The 26,457-nt window shown below is 33.8% G+C and carries 22 protein-coding genes, 2 tRNA genes and 1 riboswitch; of the genes, 11 read left to right on the top strand and 13 right to left on the bottom strand.

The features are described from left to right. Position 1: 1 nt before the first annotated feature. The 7 genes from purF to ILYOP_RS11230 all read left to right on the top strand — a co-directional run bounded on the left by purF (position 2) and on the right by ILYOP_RS11230 (position 6,324). The gene (purF, locus tag ILYOP_RS15655; RefSeq protein WP_013388624.1) at positions 2-1,396 is read left to right on the top strand and encodes an amidophosphoribosyltransferase; all 1,395 of its coding nucleotides are present in this window, start codon (positions 2-4) and stop codon (positions 1,394-1,396) included. Positions 1,397-1,411: 15 nt separating this feature from the next. Then, the gene (gene purM, locus ILYOP_RS15650) at positions 1,412-2,410 is read left to right on the top strand and encodes a phosphoribosylformylglycinamidine cyclo-ligase (protein WP_013388623.1); all 999 of its coding nucleotides are present in this window, start codon (positions 1,412-1,414) and stop codon (positions 2,408-2,410) included. Beyond that, the gene (purN, locus tag ILYOP_RS11250; protein ID WP_013388622.1) at positions 2,398-2,970 is read left to right on the top strand and encodes a phosphoribosylglycinamide formyltransferase; all 573 of its coding nucleotides are present in this window, start codon (positions 2,398-2,400) and stop codon (positions 2,968-2,970) included. Before purM ends, purN begins: the two co-directional genes overlap by 13 nt. A 221-nt stretch (positions 2,971-3,191) precedes the next feature. Then, positions 3,192-4,688, top strand: coding sequence for a bifunctional phosphoribosylaminoimidazolecarboxamide formyltransferase/IMP cyclohydrolase (purH, locus tag ILYOP_RS11245; protein ID WP_013388621.1), 1,497 nt, complete (start codon positions 3,192-3,194; stop codon positions 4,686-4,688). 135 nt (positions 4,689-4,823) lie between these two features. After that, complete coding sequence (purD, locus tag ILYOP_RS11240; protein WP_013388620.1) at positions 4,824-6,074, top strand: phosphoribosylamine--glycine ligase; 1,251 nt, start codon at positions 4,824-4,826, stop codon at positions 6,072-6,074. 70 nt (positions 6,075-6,144) lie between these two features. Then, positions 6,145-6,231, top strand: a tRNA-Leu gene (locus ILYOP_RS11235). Between the two features lie 7 nt (positions 6,232-6,238). Further along, positions 6,239-6,324: transfer RNA gene (locus ILYOP_RS11230), tRNA-Leu, on the top strand. A 323-nt stretch (positions 6,325-6,647) separates the two neighbouring features. Here the strand turns inward: ILYOP_RS11230 and ILYOP_RS11225 are convergent. The 12 genes from ILYOP_RS11225 to ILYOP_RS11170 all read right to left on the bottom strand — a co-directional run bounded on the left by ILYOP_RS11225 (position 6,648) and on the right by ILYOP_RS11170 (position 20,012). Beyond that, positions 6,648-8,423, bottom strand: a complete 1,776-nt coding sequence (locus tag ILYOP_RS11225) for a hypothetical protein (RefSeq protein WP_013388619.1) — start codon at positions 8,421-8,423, stop codon at positions 6,648-6,650. Positions 8,424-8,529: 106 nt separating this feature from the next. Next, a complete protein-coding gene (locus ILYOP_RS11220; protein ID WP_013388618.1) occupies positions 8,530-11,193 on the bottom strand; it encodes an NACHT domain-containing protein in 2,664 nt (887 codons plus the stop codon). A 227-nt stretch (positions 11,194-11,420) separates the two neighbouring features. Next, positions 11,421-11,882, bottom strand: a complete 462-nt coding sequence (locus tag ILYOP_RS11215; RefSeq protein ID WP_049774894.1) for a phage virion morphogenesis protein — start codon at positions 11,880-11,882, stop codon at positions 11,421-11,423. Positions 11,883-12,019: 137 nt separating this feature from the next. Beyond that, positions 12,020-13,015, bottom strand: a complete 996-nt coding sequence (locus ILYOP_RS11210; RefSeq protein WP_013388616.1) for a bactofilin family protein — start codon at positions 13,013-13,015, stop codon at positions 12,020-12,022. A gap of 256 nt (positions 13,016-13,271) precedes the next feature. Continuing rightward, on the bottom strand, positions 13,272-13,967 hold the full coding sequence (locus ILYOP_RS11205) for a response regulator transcription factor (protein ID WP_013388615.1): 696 nt from the start codon (positions 13,965-13,967) through the stop codon (positions 13,272-13,274). Positions 13,968-13,993: 26 nt separating this feature from the next. Further along, positions 13,994-14,671 carry a phosphate signaling complex PhoU family protein gene (locus tag ILYOP_RS11200; protein WP_013388614.1) on the bottom strand — a complete coding sequence of 226 codons (678 nt, stop codon included), beginning with the start codon at positions 14,669-14,671 and terminating at the stop codon, positions 13,994-13,996. A 53-nt stretch (positions 14,672-14,724) separates the two neighbouring features. Further along, complete coding sequence (gene pstB, locus ILYOP_RS11195) at positions 14,725-15,486, bottom strand: phosphate ABC transporter ATP-binding protein PstB (protein ID WP_013388613.1); 762 nt, start codon at positions 15,484-15,486, stop codon at positions 14,725-14,727. 61 nt (positions 15,487-15,547) lie between these two features. Further along, complete coding sequence (pstA, locus tag ILYOP_RS11190) at positions 15,548-16,393, bottom strand: phosphate ABC transporter permease PstA (RefSeq protein ID WP_013388612.1); 846 nt, start codon at positions 16,391-16,393, stop codon at positions 15,548-15,550. Positions 16,394-16,407: 14 nt separating this feature from the next. Further along, a complete protein-coding gene (gene pstC / locus ILYOP_RS11185) occupies positions 16,408-17,283 on the bottom strand; it encodes a phosphate ABC transporter permease subunit PstC (RefSeq protein ID WP_013388611.1) in 876 nt (291 codons plus the stop codon). A gap of 176 nt (positions 17,284-17,459) precedes the next feature. Further along, entirely contained in the window at positions 17,460-18,293 is an 834-nt protein-coding gene (locus ILYOP_RS11180) for a phosphate ABC transporter substrate-binding protein (protein WP_013388610.1), read from the bottom strand. Between the two features lie 251 nt (positions 18,294-18,544). Continuing rightward, positions 18,545-19,408, bottom strand: coding sequence for a PstS family phosphate ABC transporter substrate-binding protein (locus tag ILYOP_RS11175; protein WP_013388609.1), 864 nt, complete (start codon positions 19,406-19,408; stop codon positions 18,545-18,547). A 100-nt stretch (positions 19,409-19,508) separates the two neighbouring features. Beyond that, positions 19,509-20,012 (bottom strand): MogA/MoaB family molybdenum cofactor biosynthesis protein, encoded by a 504-nt coding sequence (locus ILYOP_RS11170; protein ID WP_013388608.1) that lies wholly within the window; start codon positions 20,010-20,012, stop codon positions 19,509-19,511. A gap of 335 nt (positions 20,013-20,347) precedes the next feature. On the opposite strand from ILYOP_RS11170, the gene ILYOP_RS11165 reads away from it, so the two are divergent. The 4 genes from ILYOP_RS11165 to ILYOP_RS11150 all read left to right on the top strand — a co-directional run bounded on the left by ILYOP_RS11165 (position 20,348) and on the right by ILYOP_RS11150 (position 23,805). Beyond that, on the top strand, positions 20,348-21,682 hold the full coding sequence (locus ILYOP_RS11165; protein WP_013388607.1) for a PhoH family protein: 1,335 nt from the start codon (positions 20,348-20,350) through the stop codon (positions 21,680-21,682). A 98-nt stretch (positions 21,683-21,780) separates the two neighbouring features. Next, positions 21,781-22,161: a GrdX family protein gene (locus ILYOP_RS11160; RefSeq protein ID WP_013388606.1), complete on the top strand. Its 381-nt coding sequence runs from the start codon at positions 21,781-21,783 to the stop codon at positions 22,159-22,161. A gap of 111 nt (positions 22,162-22,272) precedes the next feature. Then, the gene (locus ILYOP_RS11155; protein ID WP_013388605.1) at positions 22,273-22,914 is read left to right on the top strand and encodes an EAL domain-containing protein; all 642 of its coding nucleotides are present in this window, start codon (positions 22,273-22,275) and stop codon (positions 22,912-22,914) included. Between the two features lie 240 nt (positions 22,915-23,154). Beyond that, entirely contained in the window at positions 23,155-23,805 is a 651-nt protein-coding gene (locus ILYOP_RS11150) for a GNAT family N-acetyltransferase (protein WP_013388604.1), read from the top strand. A 78-nt stretch (positions 23,806-23,883) separates the two neighbouring features. Here ILYOP_RS11150 and pflB read toward each other — a convergent pair whose 3' ends face one another. Then, a complete protein-coding gene (gene pflB, locus ILYOP_RS11145; protein WP_013388603.1) occupies positions 23,884-26,118 on the bottom strand; it encodes a formate C-acetyltransferase in 2,235 nt (744 codons plus the stop codon). A 67-nt stretch (positions 26,119-26,185) separates the two neighbouring features. Beyond that, a riboswitch (ZMP/ZTP riboswitch) is annotated at positions 26,186-26,265 on the bottom strand. Positions 26,266-26,457 lie beyond the last annotated feature (192 nt).

Here is a 26,457-nt window from a genome sequence, read left to right as displayed (position 1 = left end):
TATGTATGACATACATGATATAGATAAAATGGAAGAGGAGTGCGGAGTATTTGGCGTATATTCAAAAACTGCCAAAGAAGAAATATCTACTCTGACTTACTACGGTTTGTATGCACTTCAGCACAGAGGTCAGGAAAGTGCAGGAATTACAATTTCAAATTCAGGAAAGAAGACAACTTACAAAGGAATGGGCCTTGTAGCCGATGTCTTTAGCTCTGAAAAACTTAAGGAATTACAAGGAAATGCAGCAATAGGTCACGTAAGATACTCTACTTCAGGTGAAAGTAAGCTTGTAAATGCTCAACCCCTTGAAAGTAAATTTAAACTTGGACAAATCGCAGTTGCACACAATGGAACCCTTGTAAATGCAGATATAATCAGAGAACTTCTTGAAGACTCAGGTTCTACATTTATTACAAATATTGATTCAGAAGTTATCATAAATATGATCGCAAGAAAAGCTTCTAAGGGATTAGAAGAAGCTATAAGAAGTACGGTTAGTGCCATAAAAGGATCATATGCTCTAACTATTTTGGCTGACCATAAGCTTATTGGTGTAAGGGATCCTTATGGTATAAGACCTCTCTGTCTTGGACAAAATAAAGAGGGAGATTATTTCTTGGCCTCTGAATCTTGTGCATTAGATGCTGCAGGAGCAGACCTAATAAGAGATATTGAGCCTGGAGAAATGGTTGTAATCGATGATGATGGAGTAAGATCTGTGAAATATGCTGAAAACACAAAAAATGCTCCTTGTTCATTTGAAACCATATATTTTGCAAGACCTGACAGTATCATCGACGGAAAGAGTGCTTTTCAGGTAAGGGTTGAATCTGGTAAATACCTTGCAAGACAAAAACCTGTAGATGCAGATGTTGTAATAGGAGTGCCTGATTCTGGAATCCCTGCTGCAATAGGTTTCGCAGAAGAGAGCGGTATTCCATATACTGTAGGGCTTATAAAAAATAAGTATATAGGAAGAACATTCATAAAACCTTCTCAAGAACTCAGGGAGAAAGCGGTTCAGGTAAAACTTAACCCTCTAAAAGTAAATGTAGAAGGTAAAAGAGTCGTTGTGGTAGATGATTCTCTAGTAAGAGGAACCACAAGCCGACTTCTTATTCAGATGTTAAGAAGATCAGGAGCAACAGAAGTACACTTCCGTTCGGCTTCTCCAGCAGTAAAATTCCCTTGTTATTTTGGGATTGATACTGCCCACAGGAAAGAACTTATAGCGGCAAAACTTTCTGTAGAAGAGATAAAAGAAGAGATCGGAGCAGATTCTCTAGATTATCTTACTCTTCCCAACCTTGCAAAGGTTCTAGGAAGTGAAGATTTCTGTTTAGGATGTTTTGATGGAGAATACCCTGTATGTACCCCAATGGGAGAAGTGTAAACTTAGGAGGAAATAATGTCAATTTCATATAAAGATGCTGGAGTAAATAAAGAAGAGGGATATAAAGCTGTTGACCTCATGAAAAAAGCCGTTTCAAAAACTCATAATAAATGTGTTTTAAATGGTCTAGGAAGTTTCGGAGCTATGTACGAGATGGGTCAGTATAAAAACCCAGTTCTTGTATCTGGAACAGACGGTGTAGGGACAAAACTAGAAGTAGCATTTAAAATGGGAGTATACAACACTGTAGGTATAGATGCTGTAGCTATGTGTGTCAACGATATATTGTGTCACGGAGCAAAGCCAATGTTTTTCCTTGACTACATGGCATGCGGAAAGTTAGAAGCTGAAAAAGCTGCTCAGCTAGTATCAGGAGTAGCTGAAGGATGTCTTCAGTCAGGAGCTGCCCTTGTAGGGGGAGAAACAGCTGAAATGCCTGGTTTTTATAAAGATGGAGACTATGACATTGCAGGATTTTCTGTTGGAGTCGTAGAAAAAGATGAAATCATAAACGGAAGTACAGTTGAAGATGGAGATGTTATTATAGCCCTTCCTTCCTCTGGAGTTCACAGTAATGGTTTTTCTCTTGTAAGAAAACTGATTACTGATTTTGACGAGGAACTCAACGGTAAAAAAATAGGTGAGGTTCTTCTTGAACCAACTAAAATATATGTAAAACCTATCCTTGCCCTTTTGGAAAAATTCACTGTAAAGGGTATGGCTCATATAACAGGAGGTGGACTTCCTGAAAATCTTCCTAGAACAATAGGAGAAGGATACCATCCGGTAGTTGAAAAGAGTAAAATAAAAGTTCTTGAAATATTTAAACATCTTCAGTCTAAAGGCGTTCCTGAGAATGAGATGTACGGAACTTTCAATATGGGAGTCGGATTTGTATTGGTTGTAGCTGAGTCTGACAAAGATGCAGTTATTTCAGAGCTGAAAACTCTTGGTGAGGAAGCTTATGAAATAGGATATATTAAAAAGGGAGATAAAGAGCTATGCTTAATATAGCAGTATTGGTATCAGGAGGAGGAAGTAATTTCCAGGCTATCATCGATAAAATCAACGATGGAAAACTCCCTTGTAAAATCGACTGTGTTATTGCTGACAGAAAATGTTATGGCTTAGAAAGAGGGAGTAGTAACGGTATAAAAACATACCTTTTAGATAGAAAAGAACTGAAAAAAAATCTCTCAAAAGAGATAGACACCATTTTAGAAGGCAAGGTGGACCTTATCGTTCTTGCAGGTTTTCTGTCTATACTTGATTCTGAATTTACTAAAAAATGGAGTAAAAAAATAATAAACATCCATCCGTCGCTTCTTCCAAAATTCGGAGGACCTGGAATGTATGGTATAAAAATCCATCAGGCTGTAATAGCCGCCGGTGAAAAAGAAAGCGGATGTACGGTACACTATGTAGATGCAGGTGTGGACACTGGAGAGATAATATACCAGGAGAAAGTATCGGTATTAGAAAACGATACCCCTGAAACTCTTCAGAAAAAAGTCCTTGAAATAGAGCACAGACTTTTGCCTCAGGCCATTATGGATATCGCTGAGGGTAACTAACTTTTGCCGGGGGGCTGCAGACTCGCATATCAACTATTTAAACTCCTAAAACCTAAATAAAAGATAATAAAAACTTAAAATTCCTAAAACCTAAAACCTAATTTTAAGATTTATATTGCGAGTCTGCGGCTTTCTATATAGATTATATCTATATAGAATAACAGAATTAATTTGGGAGAAACAGCAGTAATTAAGAAAGTATTAAAAGGAGAATCATATTTATGAAGAGAGCACTGATTTCAGTTTATGATAAAACAGGAATACTGGATTTTGCAAAATTTTTAGTAGAGACAGGTGTAGAGGTAGTATCTACAGGTGGAACTTATAAGTACCTGAGAGAAAATTCTATCCCTGTTACTGAAGTGTCAGAAGTTACAGGAGCCGCTGAAATGCTAGACGGAAGAGTAAAAACTCTTCATCCTAATATCCACGGCGGAATTTTGGCTATAAGAAGCAACAAAGAGCATATGGAGACTCTAGAGAAAAGAGAGATCGCTCCTATCGACATGGTTATTGTAAATCTCTATCCATTTTTTGACGAGGTACAAAATGATATCTCTTTCGAAGAAAAAGTAGAATTTATAGATATCGGCGGTCCGACTATGCTTAGATCTGCTGCAAAATCATTTGAAGATGTAATCGTAATAACTGATGTAGAAGATTACTCTAAAATTCAAAAGGAAATTGAAAGCACAGGAAATCTTTCTTTCGAAAACAGAAAAAAACTGGCAGGAAAGGTATTTAACCTGACATCGGCTTATGATGCAGCAATATCAAACTTCTTATTAGAGGGAGAGATGCCTAAATATCTAAGTGTTTCTTACGAGAAAATGATGGATCTCAGATATGGAGAAAATCCTCACCAAAACGCAGCCTACTATGTATCCACTACAGAAAAAGGTGCAATGAAGGACTTTGAACAGCTAAATGGTAAAGAACTTTCTTTCAACAATATAAGAGATATGGATGTAGCATGGAAAGTAGTAAGTGAGTTTGAAGAGACTGCCTGCTGTGGACTAAAACATTCTACACCTTGTGGAGTGGCTGTAGCTGAGACTGTGGCAGAAGCTTACAAAAAATCATATGACTGCGATCCTATTTCCATCTTTGGAGGAATTGTAGCAGTAAACACGACAGTAGACGGAGAAACTGCTGCTGAGATGAGCAAGACATTCCTTGAAATAGTTATAGCTACTGACTTTACAGAGGAAGCTCTAGAAATACTAAAGAAAAAGAAAAATCTAAGAATAATAAAAGCTAAATATACTCCTTGTGATAAGATAGAGTATGTAAAAGTAGACGGAGGAATTCTGGTACAGGATTCTGACAAGGCTTTTTCAAAGGATTTTAAAGTTGTAACTGAAAAGGACCCTTCTAAAAAAGAGATGGATGACATGGTCTTTGGAATGAAGGTAGTAAAACATGTAAAATCTAACGCAATTGTTGTGGTAAAAGATGGCATGGCTAAAGGTGTAGGAACTGGAGAAACAAACAGAATCTGGGCTGCAAAGCAAGCCATAGAGAGAGCAGGAGACGGTGCAGTACTTGCCTCTGATGCTTTTTTCCCTTTTAGAGATGTAGTAGACGAGTGTGCTAAGGCTGGAATAACTGCAATAGTACAGCCTGGTGGATCTATGAGAGACCAGGAATCTATTGATGCATGTAATGAGCATAAAATTTCAATGGTATTTACCGGACTAAGACATTTTAAACATTAATTCTGTTATTTACAGTGTGAACAGGTCTGCTGAATGAAACTATTTGGCAGGCCTGTAATAAACTAAATAAAAAAACTTTAATTTTGACTGGACAGGTAAAACCATAAAATTCTTGAATCTGAGGGGAGATAAAGTATGAAAATATTAGTTGTAGGCAGCGGTGGAAGAGAACATGCCATATGCTGGAAAATACAGGAAAATAAAAATGTAAATAAAATATATTGTGCACCTGGAAATGCTGGTACTGAGCTTTTGGAAAAGGTTGAAAACGTAGACTTACAAGGTATGGAGGATATCTTAGCATTTGCAGAAAAAGAGAAGATAGACCTTACCATGGTAGGAAGTGAAGAGCTTTTAGTTGCAGGTATCGTAGATAAGTTCAAAGAAAAGGGACTTAAGATATTTGGACCTGACAGTAAGGCTGCCCTTCTAGAGGGATCTAAGGCTTATGCCAAGGATTTTATGAAAAAATACGGTGTAAAAACTGCAGCCTATGAGATATTTACAGATGCTGACAAGGCAAAAGCTTACCTTGATACTATCAATTTTCCAGTTGTAATAAAGGCCAGTGGTTTGGCTGCAGGTAAAGGAGTCCTTATCTGTGCTGATATCAAGGAAGGTATAGAGGCTGTAAATGATATCATGGTAGACAAAAAATTCAGTGATGCTGGAAATGAAGTAGTTATAGAGGAATTTTTAGAAGGTGTAGAAGCCTCTATACTCTCTATCACAGACTCTAAGCAGATAGTGTCCTTCATATCAGCAAAAGATCATAAGAAGATCGGAGAGGGAGATACCGGCCTTAATACAGGTGGTATGGGCGTAATTGCACCAAATCCATATGTCACTACTGAGGTATATGATCACTATATCAAAGATATTGTGGAGCCTACCCTAAACGGTATAAAGGCTGAAGGTCTAGACTTCTGCGGCGTTATATTCTTTGGTCTGATGATAAACAGCAGAGGAGTGTATCTCCTTGAATATAATATGAGAATGGGAGATCCTGAAACTCAGGTGGTACTTCCACTTTTAGACAGCGACTTTTTAGATATACTCAACGATACTCTACAAGGAACTCTTGATAATGATAAAATAAAATGGAAAGACCAGTCTGCATGCTGTGTAGTTGCGGCTTCTGGAGGGTATCCTGAGGCTTACAACAAAGGATACGAGATAACCGGCTGCGAAACAGTAGAGGATATTGTCTTTATGGCAGGAGTAAAAAAAGAAGATGAAAAATTTGTCACTTCCGGAGGAAGAGTTTTAAATGTGGTAGCTCTCGGAAAAGACCTAGATGATGCCAAGAAAAATGCCTATAATTCCATTGAAAAAATCAAATTTGACAAGATGTATTACAGAAGAGATATAGGAAAGATAAATTAATCTGTTTCATAAAAACACCTTTACAAGGCCCATCAAATATGATATTATACTTTCTGTAACTAAGGTGTAAGCGTGGGTGGCGGAATGGTAGACGCGCAAGGTTGAGGGCCTTGTCGGGGGTTTCCCGGTGGGGGTTCAAGTCCCCCTTCACGCACCATTTACAAGCGCAGGTGGCGGAATGGTAGACGCGCAAGGTTGAGGGCCTTGTCGGGGGTTCTCGGTGGGGGTTCAAGTCCCCCTCTGCGCACCAAATTTAACTATTTTTATCATTGATATTTTAAAAGACTGAGAATACTCAGTCTTTTTTTATTGAATATTCAGCTTATTTCTACCTCAAAATCATCTTGCCTACGGTCCTTTGGATTTTTCAAAGATTTTTTTCACCTTATCCGCAGGGTATTCTCCCTGTGTATAGGTCCCGCTTTCAAATACTTTTACCCTTTTCTTCATTAAATTCACCCCGTAAAATAAAAAGAGCCCGAAAAAGAGCTGTAGAAATACAGTTCTTTGCGGACTCTCGGTCTCTTATTTTTATTGTTTTTTTATTTTAATACAGTTTAGGGATTTTGGCAATTAATTATTATATTGTTTTTTCAAGATTTCAATTCTTTTATTTATCATACTATTTTTTTTAATGCTATTTGAATCTAAGTCCATTAAAATGTCATCTTTTTCATAAATTAAAGGAAAAAGAAAGTGTATTAAAGACCAATAGTTTGAATCTATCTCTGGGTCTAAAATTGGAGCAATTATTTCCTTTTTTATACTTTTAAGCAGTTCTATGTAGCCTACATTAAAGCTATCAACTGTTAAAGCTTCATAACATTTTCTGTATTCTTTTTTAGTCAAAGCGTTTTTAAATGTATTTAGTTTTTCTTCAGAATCTCTTTTATCATTATTTAGATTTATTTGATTAATTAATTGATTAGAAAAATACAAATTTATTTCTTTAATATAGCTTTTTCTATGAATAATTGACATCAAATCATTTTTAGAAACTATACTTAACTCATTTGCAATTTGAGAAATAAAAGGTATATTTTCTTTTAATTCTGTATATAAATCTTGCCATTCCATATCATTTAAAACAATTTCTAAATGAACAATTAATTCAACAATTTTTTCTTGATCAATAAAATAATCAATATTTGTTTCTTTTATTTTCTCTACGATTTTATTCACTATAATTTCAATTTGTTCATCTGAATAGAAAAAATATGTATTTAATTGGTCTATATCTTTCTGGATTTCTAATTTTTCTGGATTTACTTGAGTTTTAAACCGTTGTAAATTTAATTTATTTTTTGATAAATACTCAAATAAGATTTCCATTAATAATAAATCTATTGTTCCAAAGAGTCCATAATCGTGTTTTAAATTTATTTCTCTAAATGTCTTAAATAAGTCATTAGATTTTTTTGAATCTTCAATGCAACTCATATCTATTTTATTAGTTCCAGAGTACATTTCTATAATTAAAGCACTCGAAACTCTTATTATTTCTTTTTGAAAATTTTTAAAAAGAGGTTCTTCTTTTAATTTAGGCATAATTTCTTTTAATAAGAGTAATATTTTTATAAAAGTTCTTAAATTAGATTTTCCACATTTTTCAAAATATGAAATTAAATAGTCTTTATCAAAATAAGAAACAGTTTCGTCGTCCCAATATTTTTCTATAATACTGTTAAAGACAGAATTATTATTTTTTAAATATTTATATTCTCTATTAATTATTTTTTCTTTGAATTTATCAAATTCTAATTGAATTAAATTTTTTTCTGGTTTATTATTATTTTCATTTGGATTTGAATCCTTCTTGATATGACCGATTTCAGAATAATTACCTATTATAATAACACTGCTTTTTAAAGATACTTTTTCAATCGAACCTAAAACAACTCTTAATTGTATTTGGTTTGTTAATCTCTCTAAATCATCAAATATGAAAATCATATCACTTCCAAAAGCAATATTTTCAAGACTTAAGCTTTTCATATAACTAAAAATATCAAGTTCTATTCCGGTTTTATTTTTAGCAATTCCCTTCAGTACATCCTTAGAAAATTGTTTGAAAAGATGAGCCCCTCCTCCATTTTGTGCTTTAGAAAACTTTGGGAAAAGTACTTTATTTATAATTTCAGTTTCTATCTCTTTAAAAGTATTTTTCCCAAATAAAGATATATAGTATACTTTTAAATAAGGTTTTGATATTTTTATTTTTATTTGAAATTGTTTAATTATCTCAGTCTTACCTATTCCCCATTTTCCATCAATAAATACAGAATGAGGCACGTCAATGGTAGGCTTAAATTTTTCTTCTAACATCTTTAAAATTTCTAAATTATTCAAAATAAATCCCCTCCTATTATATCCTTTATATATAGCACACCTCTATATATAATTCCATAAAAAAAACCCCATAGGGGCTCTTAATATAGTTATTTTGTTTTAATACTTATCCAAATCTTTTTAGTTTAAACATTTCTTCTCTTCCTTTTATATTTTTAAAAGCTAATTCAATATAATGTTTTAAAGCATCATCTGTTTCAATTTTTTTATATTCTAATATTTCTGATTTTAATTTTTTTAATTGCTCCTCTCCCATTGTCATTAGCAGAATGGTTCTATGAATTCTATTTCCAATTTCCTGTTTAGTTATTTCATATTTAGAAAAGATTCTTTTTAATCGTTCATAATCAAAATTATTTTTAAAAACATTAGATAATAGTCTAAATATTAAAGGATAAAAATATGTTGTGTGTTTATAAAAAAAACTAAAATCTTCAAACATGCTTTTTCTACCAAATTTTTCAATATATTTATCACATAGCTGTTCATTGATTTCACCTTCGATAAAATGTGTTGTATGTATATATAGAACATTACAATCTAAGTGATTTTGAATATCTTCAATATATTTATTTTCTATTTTTAGATTATCATTTAAAGATTGATTAAATTCGTAATAAAAAATATGATAATTTGTTTTTTCTTGATTACTTGTTAGTTTTGGAAATAAATCATCTAATGCAGTTTGTAAAATATTTATGCAACGTGGTGTTAGGTTTGATTCAATAATTGCATTGAATAATTTAAAGAAATTTTTATTTTGATCTTCTGAAGAATAAGCTTCTTTAATGATTTGGGTCAATGCCATAAAATATATTCTTTTAATCAGACAATCGCTTATATTATGAATCAAAGGAACAACTTTCAATAAAAATATTAAGTATTTTTCATTTTTGTCTATAATATTTTCCAAAAGATCATCTAAAACTTCGCAATCTCCTTGTTGTTCATCCATCATATTTAACAAAAGTTCTAGAACAATAAACCAATAAGAGCTTAAAGCATAATTTAAAAAAATATCTTTTAATTCTTCTTGTTTAGAGGGTTTAACAGCGCAATATCTGTGTATCCAAAGTGCTGCATAATATTCTAAAAATGTTTTGTGGGTAAAATTGTTTTCAAAATATATAGATCTATTTTTTGAATATTCTAAAAACCTATCTGATAAATCATCAGCATATATTTCATCATCTGTGATTTTAAGTTCTAAAATAATTCTAGAAACTTCTCTAAGAACCTGAATATATTTTATATCTGAGTGTTTGCCCTGGTTACTTAGTCTTTTGTATTGCCAATATGCTAAATTTGCAAAAATATTTTCTTTTTTTTGTAGTAGTTTAGAATCTAAATCTATTTTCAATTTTTTGTTTTCATCCCACTTATGGACTAACGTTTTAGTACAACTTCTATATATTTCTAACCTTGACTCTGGAATTTCCCCATTATTTCTAAATAGAATAACTATTAGAGAAAGTAGTAAAGGATTTTTTAAAAGTGTTATATCTATAGTCTTCTTTTGGTTAAAAAATTCTAATATTTCTTTTTTTCTTATATCATCATCTTTTTCTTCTATATCATACCATTTTTTAACATAATCTCTAATTTGTTTATTATTAAACTCTATTATTTCTACTTTCTCAAATATTTCTTCATTAAAAATTGTTTCATCATATCCTACTATTCTTGAAGTTACTATAATTTTTAGATTAGGGTGATTTATTGATATTATTTCTATTTCTTTTTTTATTTCTTCCCTTAAATTTACATCAAATATTTCATCTAACCCATCAAAAAATAATGAAATATAGTTATTACATATAAAATACTCTACGTTTTTTTCAGTTATATTTTCAAGTCCATATGTTGTTTTTAATAAATCGAGAATATAATTCTTTATGTTTCTATTTTTTTCTTTATAAGAAACATATTTTTTCAATTCAACTCTAATAGGAATTTCTTTATAGAATTCTGTATTTTTTAAATATGTCCCTTCTTTTAGAAAATTATAAATTATATATTTTGTAAACAATGACTTTCCAGACCCAGGATTACCAAGAACAACTATATTTTTTTTAAAATTTAAAAGGTCAGTTATATTGCAAGTTTCCAAACTATTATTCTTTCTTAAGTTAAAAATAGGTTCTATATATATCTCATCTAAATTTTTTCTACCCTTTGAAATATTATTATCGATTCCTAATCCAAAATAGTTAATTTGTTTTATATTCGTTAATACAGTTGTTTTATACTTATCCATAAAAGTATCTAAATCAAAATTTTCATTATATTTTTTTTCAAGAGTACTACTTATTTTTACAAGTTCATTATAGCTAAGAGATGCATATTCCTTGATTTCCTCTATTGAATGACCTAATTTTAAAATAGTAACAAATAATTCTTTATTACTAAATATTTCTTCAAATTCTATATCTTTATATAATTCTTCTCGCAAAATAAATATAAATTTTTCTACTGCCTCAATAGGGATACTTAATACATTTAAATTTTGTTTTATAAATTGAATGTTTATATTAGAATATTTAAATAATATTTTTTGAAGTTCATTAAAAATTTCTTCTTGAAAAAAAAACACCTGTAAAGACTTTATTGGGACATCAGGATACATATTTTTAAATTTTTCTATACTTTCACTTACTGCTTTCTTAAATTTTTTATTTAAACTATCTTTTGAAAGTTTAGTTACCCCTAAGTCAAAAGCTTTATCAAATAATTTACTTGCTAAAGTTACACTAAAAGCTGTTAATTCCATTTTTCACATTCCTTTCTTGATTATATGGCCAATGATAACTATATATACTTTATTTTTATTTCAAAGTCAAACTTGATGTTTTTTTAATCTTTTTTCCAATAAAGATTGGCAATATCAACTTAATAAAAAACTTTTTAAAATATGTATTTAATTTAATACCTAAACTCCTAACAAAATAAAAAATCAAATTTATTTTATTTAACCTAAAATTATGCAACAAAAAATTATTATTTTAATTTTATTGTATATTCCCCTATACTCACCTCATACCTATCCCCCATCTTTCTACTGATCCCCATGAATGTCCTCTTGGGTATTATTACACTTTTCCTAGAGGCCCACTTCCCCTTTGCATACTGAAATTTTAGATACTTGCCGTTCTTGGCTTTGATCTTTCCCCCGTATTGGTGGATTCTAGCATATTTTACATTTGTCCCCACCATGGCGTAATTATCCCCATGGGCTGGCCTTATGCTGTGCTTCAGTCTTGAGGTCTTGGTGAGTGTTTTCCCACCACGTCTGTTTTTCTTCCATGGCTTCCCCTCGGGATCTTTCTCTTGGCGGAAATTTTTCATCGTTTGATTTTTCATATCTATAGAGATTTTTCTCATCACAGGAAAGAGGTTTTTAGCTTTCTTCTCCATGTTATTTATTTTTACTATCAGTTCATCCATGCTTGTATTTCCCATTTTATCCCCTCTAAAAAAAGAGACAAAATTGGATTTAATTTTGTCTCGTGTCAAACATGCCACCGATTTGCAATTAATTAAACAATCTAAAAAATAAAAAGAATTAAAAGTAAAAACACCAGATAAAAGAGCCTCTCTCATATCTCTAATTCTGGATTCCTTGATAATACATCTTTTACAAATATTAGGAAAATTCCAAAGCCTATTATTGAGAAAATTAAGCTAAATGGGTAGAAAAAACTAAGGCTTACTACCACTGCAATTGATAAAAAATAGTTATAGCGTTTTGAAATAGCAAGTACCAAAAATGATTTTGAAAAAATGATAATGAGTAGATAGCCTAGCATTATTCCGAAGCTATATACTCCGAAAATAGGCATGGTTATTATCACAAAGATCGGAAATGTAACTAAGAAAAAAATCCCGATAAAAAAAGCTAGCAAGCCTTTATTGAAAAGATTCTTGGACAATTTATCTTCCATGTCAGGTGCTAATTTCTTTAGTAGGAATGTTATAACAAAAATTCCCAAAAATGAGTGAACAATGGAAACTATTTGAATAAATCCATAACTTTTTTTAACAATTTCTCTTCTGTCTATTTTAGGAGCTTCCTTTTGGTGGTATATTTCACCCAAAACTTCACCATCTCCTATGAGCTCAACTCTATTTGTTGTAGAATAAACATTTCCCCTGACTGTACCACTTATATAGATTTTGTCTGCAGCAACAAAAAGGTTATCTAATTCACCGTTTACATCGACCTCCCTTGCAGCAACAACCACGTCTCCTGTATTCCCGTTAAGTAGTAATGATTCGCAGGCAACCACAATTGATCCCCCTACATCTCCGTTAACCGCTAGTTTTCTTGATGCTGATACCAGGATATTATCAATATCTCCCAATACATTAATTTCACTGGCAGCAGCTATAATATTTTTTGCACTTTTATTTACATCCAGAAATTTTGAAGCAGATATTATAGATTTTTCTACCCTTGCATTTACAGTTAGCCTTTCTGAAGCTGAAATCAAATTTCCGTCAACTGGATTTCTTATATCAACCCTGTCACCTTTTACAGGCATTGTATAAATGGTTGAAAATAAAATTATAAAAATTAATATTACTCTTTTCATACAACCTTCGCCTCCTTTAAATTAATTTATAAGATTATTATAAAAATCCTTTTGGGTAATTTTATTACCTTCCTCTATTGAATCACTTATATCCTTTTGTGATTATCTGGAAAAAAATGTACTAGAAGCCTGAACCTATATTTGTTGGATTGGAAAATAACATAAAAACAGGCCCCCAGAATATTTATTCTTGAGAGCCTGCCAGATTATTCAGTAATTAAGTTTTGGAGAATACACAAAAGTGTATACCACATTTTTATCTCTCCTTAGAGGAGTATTCTTTTCTATCCTCTAGTTTATACCCCACACCCTTTACTGTTCGTATATTTTTAGATATACTCTTCAATTTATCTCTCAGCTTGGAGATATAAATATCCACAGACCTGTCCCCTGAGTAGTAGTTGGTCTGCCAGACTCTGTCTAGGATTTTCTCTCTAGAGAGAACTATACCTTTATTATTAAATAACAAATGTAAAAGGTCATACTCCTTTTTAGAGAGTTCCACTTCTACATCATTTTCAGTGACAAGATGTCTTTCGTCATCTACCACAACTCCTGCAAAGGAAACTCTTTTACTCTCTCTCATTTCTCCAGAGATTAGTTTTTTAGCTCTCAGTATAAGCTCTCTTGGGTCAAAGGGCTTTTTCATGTAATCGTTAGCCCCTAACTCTAAGCCCTCGAGAACATCTTCTATCTCAGTCTTTGCCGTAAGCATTATTATTATCGGGTCACCATACTGATCCGGAAGTTCTCTCACTATTTTAGTAAAATTTTTTCCATCAAGACTTGGAAGCATTATATCTAATATTACAAGCTCAGGTTTAAAAGCTTTAAGAAACTTAAGACCGTCTAGTCCGTCTCCTGCAAACTGAACTTCATATCCATCTTTTTTAAAAAAATAACCAACTAACTGTTGGATTTCAATATCATCTTCTACTATAAGTACCTTCATACTTCACCTCCAGATTTCATTAGCTTCTAGTCCCTTTTTACCAGCTCTTTCTTTCTAAGATTATCTCCACTGATATCATATACCAAACTTTTCCCCAATTGCATAATTTTATCTGAAATTCTTTCATATTTTTTTGTTGAAAGAAGTATTAAATTTCCAAACTCAATATTTTCAGGATTTTCCTTCATTACTTTAATTAGTTTCTCTACTGTATCGTCCCTTATTTCATTTACCTCTTCATCAAGGGCAAGGATAGTATATACTTTCGTATCGTCTCGCCCTACCAAGGCTTCAGTATATATATTATAAACTTCCTCCACCTTCTCTGCCACTTTCTCCACCAAATACAGATATGGCTTATGTAGTTCTCCTTTTTTTTCCATCTCTCTTATAAGCTGAACGTTATCTAAAAGCAAATCACCCATTCTTTCGAGAATCTTGGTCCCCTCTAAGGTACTTAAAAGTGATCTCAAATCCCTTGCTGCTGGCTGAAACATAGCGATAGTTATAACAACATCCTCTTTTATCTTGACTTCATAACTATTTACAATGTCTTCCACCATTTTAGCTTCTCCATAGAGAACTTTTTCAAAAGACTTATTCTTTAGCATCTCCATGTTAATCCTGAGCAATCTCTCTACATTTTTGGCCATCTCAATAAAGTGATTATTGATAGACTCGATTCTCTCATGTAAATTTTTCATTGTTCCCCCTTAATTTTCTTCCAAAATTTTATATTAAATTAGACAAAAATATCTTATCCGAATTTTCCTGTGATATAATCCTCTGTCTTTTTGTTATCAGGATTGGTAAATATTTTTTCCGTAGGACCAAACTCCTCTAATACTCCCTGATAGAAAAATCCTGTGTATTCTGAAACTCTTGCTGCCTGCTGCATATTATGAGTTACTATTATTATTGTATAGTCCTTTGCCAAATCTCTTATCAATCTTTCTATCTTGAGAGTGGAGATAGGGTCTAGAGCAGAAGTAGGCTCATCCATAAGAAGTATCTCAGGTTCTACAGCGATAGCCCTTGCGATACAAAGTCTCTGCTGCTGTCCTCCAGATAGTCCCAGGGCAGATTGATGAAGCTTGTCCTTTACCTCGTCCCAGAGAGCTACTGCCTTTAGACTTCCCTCTACTATCTCATCTAGTTTCTTTTTATCTCTTGTGCCATGAAGCTTAGGTCCGTATACGATGTTTTCATATATTGTTTTGGGAAATGGATTTGGCTTTTGAAACACCATTCCAATACTTTTCCTAAGTTCAACAATATCATATTTTTTATCAAATATATCAGTCTCATCTAGTTGAATAATTCCCTCATATTTTGAAATATCTATAAGATCATTCATTCTGTTGATTGATCTTAAAAATGTGGATTTACCACAGCCTGAAGGGCCTATAAGGGCCGTTACCTTGTTTTTTTCTACGTCCATGTTTATATTATTTAACGCCTGGAAATTTCCGTAGTAAAAGTTGAAGTTTTTAACACTAAGTCTTATATTATTTTCCATTTTTATTCATTACCTCCCAAAGATTACCATAACTGCCTCTGCAGATTTTATAGACCGGCTTTTATCTGAATTTTCTGAATTTATTTCTTATATACGCTCCTAAAAGGTTGAATCCTACAGTAATAAACACCAGTACGAACAGTGTCCCCATCATATTTGACTCTGGCATGTTTGGTACCTGGGTCGATATTACATATAGATGGTATGGTAGCGCCATTACCTGATCACTTAAAGACTCTGGTAGAAATGGCAGATAAAACGCTGCTGCTGTAAACATAATCGGTGCAGTCTCTCCAGCTGCTCTTGATACACTTAATATTATCCCTGTTAGAATTCCAGGAAGTGCCGCCGGTAGTACTATTTTCCACGTTGTTTCCCACCTTGTAGCTCCTAGAGCCAGAGATGCTTCTCTCATACTTTTAGGTATGGCAAGGAGAGATTCTCTAGTTGCTGTGATTATAACTGGAAGACTCATTATTCCCAGAGTAAGAGACCCGGCCATAAGGGATCTTCCCATTCCAAGGGCCATTACAAAGAAAGCCATTCCAAATAGACCATATACTATACTTGGTATCCCTGCAAGGTTTACTATGGTCAAATTGATTATTCTTCTTAACCAGTTATCATTTGAATATTCCACCAGATATATCCCAGTAAGGATTCCAAATGGCACTGCTGCTATTATAGTTCCTATGGTAAGAAGTATACTTCCTACTATTACTGGAAATATTCCTCCTTCCCTCATCCCGCTCTTTGGCCCCTCAGTAATAAAGGACCAAGTTATTGCCGGCACTCCCTTAAAGATAATATATGCAAATATACCCAATACAGGAAGGATGGAACATATTCCTATTACTTTTATTATGGTTTCTATTATCTTTTTCCCGTTACCCTTTAATATACTCATTTTTCTCTCCTTAGTTAGCCTATGTTCTTTCTGGATTTATGGATAAAGTGATCTGCAACGGTGTTTGTCAGAAAACTAATTGCAAAGAGCACTATACCTAATGTAAATAGCGAGTAGTAGTGCTGATCCCCTATAGTAACCTCTCCCATCTCTGCAGCTATAGTAGCTGTCAGTGTCCTCACTGCAGTAAGAGGCCCAGAATTTAGAATAGGCGAATTACCTGTCACCATCAATACCGTCATAGTCTCTCCTATAATTCTCCCGAATCCTAACATTATCCCGGCAAATATTCCTGGAAATGCCGCCGGAAGAAGTACCTTTACTATTGTTTCAAGCTTATTAGCCCCGATAGCCAGTGAAGCTTCTTTATAGGATTTATCAAGGGCCATAATGGCATCGTCAGCAATACTTACCATTGTAGGTATGGCCATAATAGCTAAGAGTACCCCACCGTTTAAAGCGGTCAAACCTGAGTTCAGCCCGAAAATATCTCTTATATATTTTGAAAATACATATAGTCCAATATATCCTAGTACAACTGACGGAAGGGCTGCCATGGTTTCGATAAGTACCTTAAAAACTTCCCTTGTCTTTTTACTTGCATATTCTGCTATGTATATTGCTGTAAACAAACTCAGGGGTATGGAAATTCCCAAAGCTATAATACTCACCCAAAAGCTACCTGCTAAAAGTGGTAAAAAACCATACAAGTCTGAAAGGGGTATCCAAGTCTTCCCTAATAAGAAGTCTGTTATACTACCCTCTCCAAAGAACTTCATTCCATTGGTGAAAACGTAGAAAAATATTGAAAATACTATTAAAATATTAAATGCTGCCACACCAAATATTGTGTGCTTCATAAAGGTATCTTTGATCTTCCTAATATCCATTTGTCTCTCCTTCATTACTGATTCAGTTTATTTTATAGTCTTATCTTACCTCTTCTGTGTAATTACACTATAAATTTTTTGTAAAAAAAATGTAAAATTTTTTACAAGGCATAAACTTCAGAATAAACTTTTTTTAAAAAAACCTCCCGTACTTTGACGGAAGGTTTTTTTACTTATTATTTTGCAGGTACAAATCCCTCATCAGCTACTATTGCCTGTCCCTCTGGTGAAAGAACAAACTCTACGATATTTGATATAACCTGGGATCTCTCAGCTGGCACATACCAGAAAAGTTCTCTCGCAATTGGATATTGCTTGCTTGCTACGTTCTCTACTGTTGGCTCTACACCATTTACAGATATAGCCTTTACAGTTTCATCCATATAAGCCATTCCTACATAGCCTATAGAATTTTCATTTGTGGCAGCTTCCTGTACAATGGCTGTGTTTGACGGTAGAAAAAGAGTTTCATCTGCATACTCTTTATTAGATTTCTTGTCTCCGCCTCTTACTACATCTTCCTTGAAATATACATGAGTTCCAGAAGACGAGTCTCTTGATAGAAGTATTATCTTAGCATCTTTTCCTCCTATCTCTTTCCAGTTTTTGATCTCTCCAGAGAATATCTTACCGATAACCTCTTTAGAAAGAACATTTACAGGGTTGCTAGGGTGAGTAATTACAGAAAGTCCATCCCATCCAAATACAACCTCTTCAAGTAGTCTTCCGGCGTCTTCTGCACTTTTTAGCTCTTTTTCTTTTGCATTTCTAGAAGCCATGGCAATATCTGTAGTTCCATTGATAGCCGCAGCTATTCCAACTCCTGATCCTCCACCAGTTACTGCAATCCTAGCATCCTCATGGCTTTCCATGTAGGTCTCTGACAACTGCTGAGTTACATTTAGGCAAGTGTCAGATCCTGTTATCTGCACAACTTCTGATTTTACCTTATCCTGCCCACATGCTACTAATATTAATAATGATAATCCTAAAAGCGTCTTCTTCAACATATTTAACTCCTCCTGAAACTAATTTTTAATTTTAATATACAACAATTTTACAGCAGTTTTGTAAAATCAATATAAATCTGCTGTAAACAACTTGTAAAGAATATTTTAAGAGTTTTCAGAAGTTCTGACAAAATATACACTTAATTTTTCTTGTCTAATTTCCCAAAAAAATAAGACAGCCAGAGAAAATTCTCTGGCCGTCACAAATATATATAATTTAGTTTAAAGAGCTCAGTTATTCTATCCCCTTACTATTTGGCAGGTACAAATCCCTCTTTAGCAACTATTGACTGACCTTCAGAAGATAGAGCGAATTTAACGATGTTTGTAATAACCTGAGATCTTTCAGCAGGTACATACCAGAAAAGTTCTCTTGCAATAGGATAAGCTTTACTTGATACATTTGCAACAGTAGGCTCAATTCCGTTTACCCCTAGTGCCTTTGTAGTATCATCTAGGTATCCCATTCCCACATAACCTATTGCATTTTCGTTGCTAGCTGTTTCTTGAACGATTGCTGAGTTTGAAGGTAAAAATAATGATGTTTCTGAATACTCTTTCTTAGACTTCTTGTCTCCGCCTCTTACTACATCCTTCTTAAAGTATGAATGAGTTCCAGAAGATGAATCTCTAGAAAGAATTACGATTGGTGCATCTTTTCCTCCCACTTCTTTCCAGTTTGTGATCTTCCCTTCAAATATCTTTCCTATTACCTCTTTAGAAAGAACGTTGATTGGATTGTTCTTATTTACGATAACTCCGATTCCATCCCATCCAAATACCACTTCTTCAAGTTTTTTACCGTTTGCTTCTGCTTTTCCCATTTCAGATGATTTAGCTGATCTAGATGCCATGGCGATATCAGTAGTTCCGTTTATTGCAGCGGCGATACCTACTCCTGATCCTCCACCAGTTACTGCAATCCTTGCATCCTTATGTCCCTTCATATAAGTCTCTGTTATATGCTGAGTTACATTTAGACAAGTATCCGATCCCACTACCTGCACTATTTCTGCTTTATTTTTCTTCCCAAAGCCAAAGAAAGCCGATGCCTCTTGATTAATTGTAAGTATTCCTGCTGTGACTATAAATGCTGCTATTAAAGTTCTTCTCATTTTTTAATTCCTCCCTCGAATTTATTTTACAAGGGAATTATAACCAACTAGTGTAAATCTGTTATCTAATCTGGGTAAAAGTTGAGTAAAAACTAATTTATTATAACTTATTACTATCTGCAGCACACTCTGAAGCCTGACCTTTAAGTATCTCTAGACCATGATGCAGACTGCTCATAATATATTCAAGAGATTCTTTCACAGCCTTAGGGCTTCCTGGCATATTTATTATTAGGGTATCATTTCTTATCCCTGCCACTGCCCGGGACAACATCGCCCTCTTGGTTATGGTCATAGAGTATGCCCTTATTGCCTCTGGTATCCCAGGCACAGCCTTTTCTATCACCTCAAGGGTAGCCTCTGGGGTGATATCCCGTTTAGAAAACCCCGTTCCTCCTGTTGTAAGAACAAGATCAGCCTTTTTTAAATCACATATTTCTGTAAGGGTGTGCTTTAGCAGATAGTAGTCGTCAGGAAGTAAAATATTTTCCACAACCTCATAGTTATTTTTTTCTAGAATTTCAATCATAACCTGACTGCTTTTATCCTCTCGTTCACCCCTATACCCCTTGTCACTGAGACATACAACTACAGCTTTAAACATAACTAGTCCTCCCTTTTTCTAAAATCCCATCTATATTCAAAGTCTATATAAATTTTAAACTTTATTTATCATAGTACAAATACCTTTAAAAATCAAGTTCTGCCGGAGCTGGCACAGAAATTCCATCCTCTGTAAACTTTTAATTTGCACAAAATATTTATAAATAAAATTTTGAATTTTTTAAAATAAAATTATTCCCTTTGAGGACAAAATAATGTTACAATATTAACAGAAACAGTATCTTGATAGGAAATAATTATATTCAAGCTAAAATTTTTAATTTAATCACTTCCTTATATAATAGGAAAAATACCAGACATAATTAAGGGGGATAAATGGCCAATTACATAGTGGATACTAACATCATAATTGCAAATCCATTTTTTTTAAGAGAATTCCAAGAATGCACTGTAATGATTCCCATCTATGTTTTAGAGGAACTTGATAAACTAAAATCCAGAGAGGGAAACAGCGGTTTCAGAGCCAGACAGTTTCTGAGAAACTTCAAGGATATAGAGGAAAAGGGAAATCTTCTGCAGGGAATAGAGCTGAAAAATGGTGTTATTTTAAAGAGTACCCTTGAGAAACCGGCAGTGGAACTTCCAGAAAATTTTGATGTCAATTATGTGGACAACAAAATTCTTTCTATAATGCTTGCCGAGGCCCATAAAAACGATATTCTCCTTACAAAGGATATCAGTATGAGGATCAAGGCATCTTCTATGGGGATAAAGTGCAAACATTTAGATATGTCTGACAAGCACAAATTAGACGATCTTTACAACGGGATTTTAGAGATAAAGGTCAGCGAAGAAAGTGTAAAAAAGTTTTATTCTGAAAACGGCATAGATCCAAAGGAACTGGGTATAGAGATAATACACCCAAACCAGTTCTTCATAGGATACACCGACTATTCCTACAGCAAGATCATAGGACGGTACGACTCTGAAAAAGAAAAAATAGTAAAACTTCACAATGAAGATTACACTGTCTTTGGAGTCAAAGCCAAGGATGTAAGACAAAAATTTGCCCTAGAGGCTCTTTTGAATCCCAAAATACCATTTGTCTCTATTACCTCAAGACAGGGATGCGGTAAGACACTATTAGCCTTAGCCGCCGCACTAGAACAAGTCATAGAACAAAGCATGTACAGTAAGGTTATTATAGGAAAAAACACCTCTCCCATAGACAAGTGGAATTATCAGGGATTTACCACCGGAGCCACTGAAGAAAAACTTTTGACACATTTTGGAAACTATACTACAACCTTAGAAAACCTCCAGAGTATCCGTGGCAAAAGAAGCAAAAGCGGAGCCGATATGCTAAATGCCCTCATAAATCAGGATAAACTTGAAATATTGGACATCTCCTCTATACTCGGGTCTAGCTTTATAGACAAAATAGTAATCATAGATGAGGCCCAGTCCTTTGACGCTCACGCTATAAGGTCTATTATCACCAGAATAGGAGACAACTGCAAACTCATTCTAATCGGTGATATTGCCCAGCAGACAATCTCGAGGTTAGACCCGGACAAATCCGGTCTTTACGTAGCGATAGAATGGCTCAAAGATATCCCTGAGACGGCTCATATTACCCTTGACAGAGTTCACAGAAGTACTTTTGTAGACAAGGCCAGCCGTATCTTCGATAAAAAAATGTTTGGATAATTTTTTAAACATATTTTTGCATATATGCTAAATTCCCTTGTGACTATTGACTCTAGGACAAATATGTTATAATAAATAAGCACAAGGGGGAGATTAATATGAAATATATTATTGTAACGAACAATAGTAAAGTTTATAATTTTTATAAAGAAACAGACGAGATTATTCACCTGAAAGATGGTGCTTTTTCAGAGGTACTAAGTCTTGTGAGAGAAAAGGTTCATGAGGGACACGTCCTTCTTTCTGATCCTATTTTTTCAAATATAGAATGCTGTGAAAATCCTTTTAAATCAATAGCTATATCAGTAGTTACTGACCCTGAAAATGAAGAATCAGTTAAGCTCATGGAAGGGGCCATGAAGATTTCAAAAAAACTCATATGCTCGCAAAATTACAAATCTCTGCCATCTGAAATACTAGAAGAATATCGTTTTATCGACCTCAATCTCATAAGAGACGGAATCAATGAGATAAGATAAAGAGATCAAAACATAAATTGAGGTATTTTCTCTCAAATGTAGCATTAATAATGACTTCTGCATTTTCATTTAAGAGGGTGTAGAGGTCATTTTTAGAAAGGATTGTGATGAATGGAAAAAAATAATTACTATCAAAGAGCCTTTGAAAAAGTTGAATTTAAATTTATACCGGTATATTATCTGAAGACGGGAAAAATATACGGTTATAAGATTATCAAGGATTTTTCAAAATTGGGGTTCGAAGACAAAAATGAGATGTATGAGATGGTAGCAGAGGAAAATTATTTTGAATTTTTTATATTAAAAATAAAAGAAAAAGCTATGAAACTGGCCAAAGAAAAGGGATACCTCGATAAGAAGCTTTTTTATACCCTCAGGGTAAACTATATAAACGACAGTGAATTTCTTTTTGCAAGTATAGAGACAATGCTGAAAAAATACAATCTTAACAAAGAAAATATATGCTTTGAGTTAAAGGGCTTCAAATCATGGAATGACGTTGAGGAACTCTTAGAATACAGAGATGAAGGATACGATCTTTTGTTCAAAGAAACTGCAGAGGCTCCTATAAGCACCAGTCTGATATCCTATACAGAACCAGATATGGTGGAAATAATGAATCTAGAGGAAAAAGAACTTATAAAATTGGTAAAAAAATACGGTGGTAAAATTATATACAAAATTCCTGACGATAAACCTTATGATAAAAAAGATCTCTCAAAACTGGGGATTAATTTCATATATAAAAAATAAAAACGGGCAGAATCAAAATAAACATTAACGGGTGAAGTGGATTTGAATATTTCAAATCCATTTTTTATTATGACAAAAGTTTTATAGTTGACTACAGTGAATATATATTATAGTATATCTTGTGGCTGTTTTTTTAGATCAATACCTGTTTCAGGGGAAGGTTGCAAAACCTTTTTCAGAAGAAGATATCAATGATCTTATTTAGCCTTAAATCATAAAACAAAGGTGGTGCTGCTAAAAATGAAATTGAATTTTCGGATTTTTCCTGTGATAAAAACTGAGAGAATTGTTCTTAGAAATTTTTACAAAAGAGATATAGAAAATATCTACAATATCAGAACCTGCGATGAGGTTATGAAATACATGGATGCGCCTAAAATGGGGTCTTTAGAGGAGACAGAAAGGTTTTTAAACTTTACCCTAAAGACTCACAGAGAAGAAAAAGCCTTAAACTGGGTGATAACTCAAAAAGACTCTGAAGAAATGATTGGCTATATAGGATTTTGGAGAATAGATAAAGGGCACTACAGAGGCGAGCTTGGATATGCCCTAGACAAAAATTTCTGGAATATGGGAATCATGAGTGAGGCTGTAGAAGAAGTATTAAAATTTGGATTTGAAAATATGGGGCTCAACAGTATAGAGGCAAATGTGAATCCTCTAAATACAAAATCTATAAATCTTTTGGAAAAATGCGGATTCAAAAGAGAGGGCTACTTTAGGGAAAATTATTATTTTAACGGTAATTTCATAGACACCGCAACTTTTTCTATAATAAAAAAAGATTACAAGTCACAACAAGTTTTTCAACCCAATAAGGCTGTTACAAAAGTAAAGTATCTTAATAAATTTGTAACTGCCCCTAAAAATTTATTTTTTAATAAAAAATAAGATTGTCTAAAAATTTAAAAAAGTAGAAATTTAAAAAATTGCAAAGAAAAAACTCACAGAAATCTCTGTGAGTTTTTTTTATATTTCATTATGAAAAGTTCTGCTTATAACCTCTTTTTGTTGTTCTATGCTAAGAGAATTGAAGTTTACAGCGTATCCTGATACACGTATAGTGAGATTTGGATATTTCTCCGGATGAATCATGGCATCTTCTAGTTTTTCCTTGTCCAACACATTAACATTTAGATGGTGGGCATTCTGAGAAAAATAACCATCTAATATAGAAGTAAGAATAGTCTTTCTGTCCTCTTCAGTCTTCCCTAAAGTCTTTGGTGGAATGCTAAATGTACATGATATTCCATCACGACATGCATCATAAGGAATCTTCGCCACAGAAGTAAGAGATGCTAAGGCACCTTTTTTCTCTCTGTTATGCATTGGATTGGCTCCAGGTGCAAAAGGTTCTCCTTTTTTTCTTCCGTCTGGAGTTGAACCTGTCTTCTTTCCATAGACAACGTTGGAAGTTATGGTCAGTATAGATAGGGTGTGCTCTGCATTTCTGTAAGTTTCGTGTTTTTTCAGATCTTTTATGAAATCTTCTGTTAGTTCTGCAGCTATAGAGTCAACTCTGTCGTCATTATTTCCAAATTTTGGGAAATCTCCCTCTACATCAAAGTCTGTGATTATACCTTCTTCATTTTTTACAGGTGTAACCTTGGCATATTTTATGGCACTTAAGGAATCAGCTACCACAGATAAACCAGCCATTCCAAAAGCCATAGACCTTTCTACCTCAGTATCATGAAGAGCCATCTGAGTCTTCTCATAGGAATACTTGTCGTGCATAAAGTGAATAATATTCATAGTGTTTACATAGAGTTCGCAGAGCCATTCTCTGTAAAGTTTCAGTCTTTTCATTACATCTTCATAATTCAAAGGTTTCGATTGAAAGGACTCCATCTCTGGACCTGTTTGTTTACCTGAAACCTCGTCTTTTCCTCCGTTTAAAGCCATGAGAAGGATTTTTGGCATATTACATCTGGCTCCGAAATACTGCATCTGTTTCCCTATCTTCATAGCCGATACACAACAGGCTATCCCATAATCATCTCCGTATCTAGACCTCATAAGGTCATCATTTTCATACTGTATAGAATCAGTGTCCATGGATACCTTGGCACAGAACCTCTTGAAGTTTTCAGGAAGGGTCTCTGACCAAAGCACTGTGAGATTTGGTTCGGGTGCCGGAGCTAGGGTATAGAGGGAGTTTAAAAACCTGTAAGAACTTTTGGTAACCATTGTTCTCCCGTCTGTCCCGGTTCCCCCTATAACTTCAGTTATCCAATTGGGATCTCCTGCAAAAAGTTCATTGTATTCTGGAGTCCTTAACTGCCTTACCATTCTAAGCTTTAGTACAAAATCATCTATTATCTCCTGAGAATCTTTTTCTGTTAGAATCCCTCTCTTTATATCCCTCTGAAAATAAATATCCAGAAACGTACTTACCCGTCCTAGGGACATAGCGGCACCGTTTTGTTCTTTTACTGATGCTAAGTAGGCAAAATAAAGCCACTGAACAGCTTCCTTAGAATCCTTAGCCGGAGCCGATATATCATACCCATAAAGCTTGGCCATATCTTTCATCTTTTTCAAAAAATCTATCTGTTTATAAAGCTCCTCTAGGAGGCGGATATTTTCCTCGGTCATTTTTTTCCGACCGTATATTATTTTATCTTTTTTCTTTTCATCTAAAAGGCGATCTACTCCGTATAGGGATACTCTTCTGTAGTCCCCTATAATTCTACCTCTTCCATAGGCATCTGGAAGTCCTGTTATCATCCCCGTACTCCTTGCTGTCTTCATAGCCTCATTATAAACCCTGAAAACACCATCATTATGAGTAGTCTTGTATGCAAAGTAGTCCTCAATCTTCTGGTCAAGTTCATAACCATAGGCCTCTACAGCCTGTCTCGTCATCTTTATCCCACCAAAGGGATTTACTCCTCTTTTTAGGGGTTTATCAGTTTGTATCCCTACTATTATCTCTTTATCTTTATCTAGATAACCCGCATCATAAGTCAGCAGTGAAGATACAGTGTCTGTATTTATATCTACCACGCCTTTTCTTTCTAATTCTATTTTTCTCAGTTCTTCAAATTTCTCAAAAAGTTCCCTTGTCCTTTCAGTGGGTCCGCTTAAAAATGATTCATCTCCCTCATAGGGAGTATAATTTTTTTGTATAAAATCCCTTACATCAATATTTTTGTGCCATTTGCCCTCTTTAAAATCACTCCATGGATCAAACTTCTTCATTCTCATCAACTCCATATTGTTTTTATAAAAAAATAGACCCCCTGAACAAATAGACTCATTCAAGTAATCTATTCGCCCAGGCGGTCGGCTTTTAACTCTGTAATCCCTGTGGGTTTTTCCCACTATCCGCCAGTCATACAGAGTTTAAATATTTTTTTTATACAAAACAAGAGATTTTTGGAAATCTCTTTTACTTACATGATTGAATAGGCTGAAACCTTAAATATCATCATGATAGTACCCAAAACCAACAAATGAAACACATATCCGTTTTGCATGACTTCCTCCACATATTCAAATAACATTACCATTTACAAACACACTGCCAACAAACAGGTC

This window comes from Ilyobacter polytropus DSM 2926, from assembly GCF_000165505.1.
Taxonomy (GTDB): Bacteria; Fusobacteriota; Fusobacteriia; order Fusobacteriales; family Fusobacteriaceae; genus Ilyobacter; species Ilyobacter polytropus.
Note: the sequence above shows the minus strand (reverse complement) of the source record. Positions and strands in the feature narration are given on the sequence as shown.

Bases quoted from the DNA above. Each gene is read 5' to 3' on its own strand.
- purF (WP_013388624.1), top strand. From the start codon at position 2: ATGTATGACATACATGATATAGATAAAATGGAAGAGGAGTGCGGAGTA.
- purM (WP_013388623.1), top strand. From the start codon at position 1,412: ATGTCAATTTCATATAAAGATGCTGGAGTAAATAAAGAAGAGGGATAT.
- purN (WP_013388622.1), top strand. From the start codon at position 2,398: ATGCTTAATATAGCAGTATTGGTATCAGGAGGAGGAAGTAATTTCCAG.
- purH (WP_013388621.1), top strand. From the start codon at position 3,192: ATGAAGAGAGCACTGATTTCAGTTTATGATAAAACAGGAATACTGGAT.
- purD (WP_013388620.1), top strand. From the start codon at position 4,824: ATGAAAATATTAGTTGTAGGCAGCGGTGGAAGAGAACATGCCATATGC.
- ILYOP_RS11220 (WP_013388618.1), bottom strand. From the start codon at position 11,193: ATGGAATTAACAGCTTTTAGTGTAACTTTAGCAAGTAAATTATTTGAT.
- ILYOP_RS11215 (WP_049774894.1), bottom strand. From the start codon at position 11,882: ATGGGAAATACAAGCATGGATGAACTGATAGTAAAAATAAATAACATG.
- ILYOP_RS11210 (WP_013388616.1), bottom strand. From the start codon at position 13,015: ATGAAAAGAGTAATATTAATTTTTATAATTTTATTTTCAACCATTTAT.
- ILYOP_RS11205 (WP_013388615.1), bottom strand. From the start codon at position 13,967: ATGAAGGTACTTATAGTAGAAGATGATATTGAAATCCAACAGTTAGTT.
- ILYOP_RS11200 (WP_013388614.1), bottom strand. From the start codon at position 14,671: ATGAAAAATTTACATGAGAGAATCGAGTCTATCAATAATCACTTTATT.
- pstB (WP_013388613.1), bottom strand. From the start codon at position 15,486: ATGGAAAATAATATAAGACTTAGTGTTAAAAACTTCAACTTTTACTAC.
- pstA (WP_013388612.1), bottom strand. From the start codon at position 16,393: ATGAGTATATTAAAGGGTAACGGGAAAAAGATAATAGAAACCATAATA.
- pstC (WP_013388611.1), bottom strand. From the start codon at position 17,283: ATGGATATTAGGAAGATCAAAGATACCTTTATGAAGCACACAATATTT.
- ILYOP_RS11180 (WP_013388610.1), bottom strand. From the start codon at position 18,293: ATGTTGAAGAAGACGCTTTTAGGATTATCATTATTAATATTAGTAGCA.
- ILYOP_RS11175 (WP_013388609.1), bottom strand. From the start codon at position 19,408: ATGAGAAGAACTTTAATAGCAGCATTTATAGTCACAGCAGGAATACTT.
- ILYOP_RS11170 (WP_013388608.1), bottom strand. From the start codon at position 20,012: ATGTTTAAAGCTGTAGTTGTATGTCTCAGTGACAAGGGGTATAGGGGT.
- ILYOP_RS11165 (WP_013388607.1), top strand. From the start codon at position 20,348: ATGGCCAATTACATAGTGGATACTAACATCATAATTGCAAATCCATTT.
- ILYOP_RS11160 (WP_013388606.1), top strand. From the start codon at position 21,781: ATGAAATATATTATTGTAACGAACAATAGTAAAGTTTATAATTTTTAT.
- ILYOP_RS11155 (WP_013388605.1), top strand. From the start codon at position 22,273: ATGGAAAAAAATAATTACTATCAAAGAGCCTTTGAAAAAGTTGAATTT.
- ILYOP_RS11150 (WP_013388604.1), top strand. From the start codon at position 23,155: ATGAAATTGAATTTTCGGATTTTTCCTGTGATAAAAACTGAGAGAATT.
- pflB (WP_013388603.1), bottom strand. From the start codon at position 26,118: ATGAAGAAGTTTGATCCATGGAGTGATTTTAAAGAGGGCAAATGGCAC.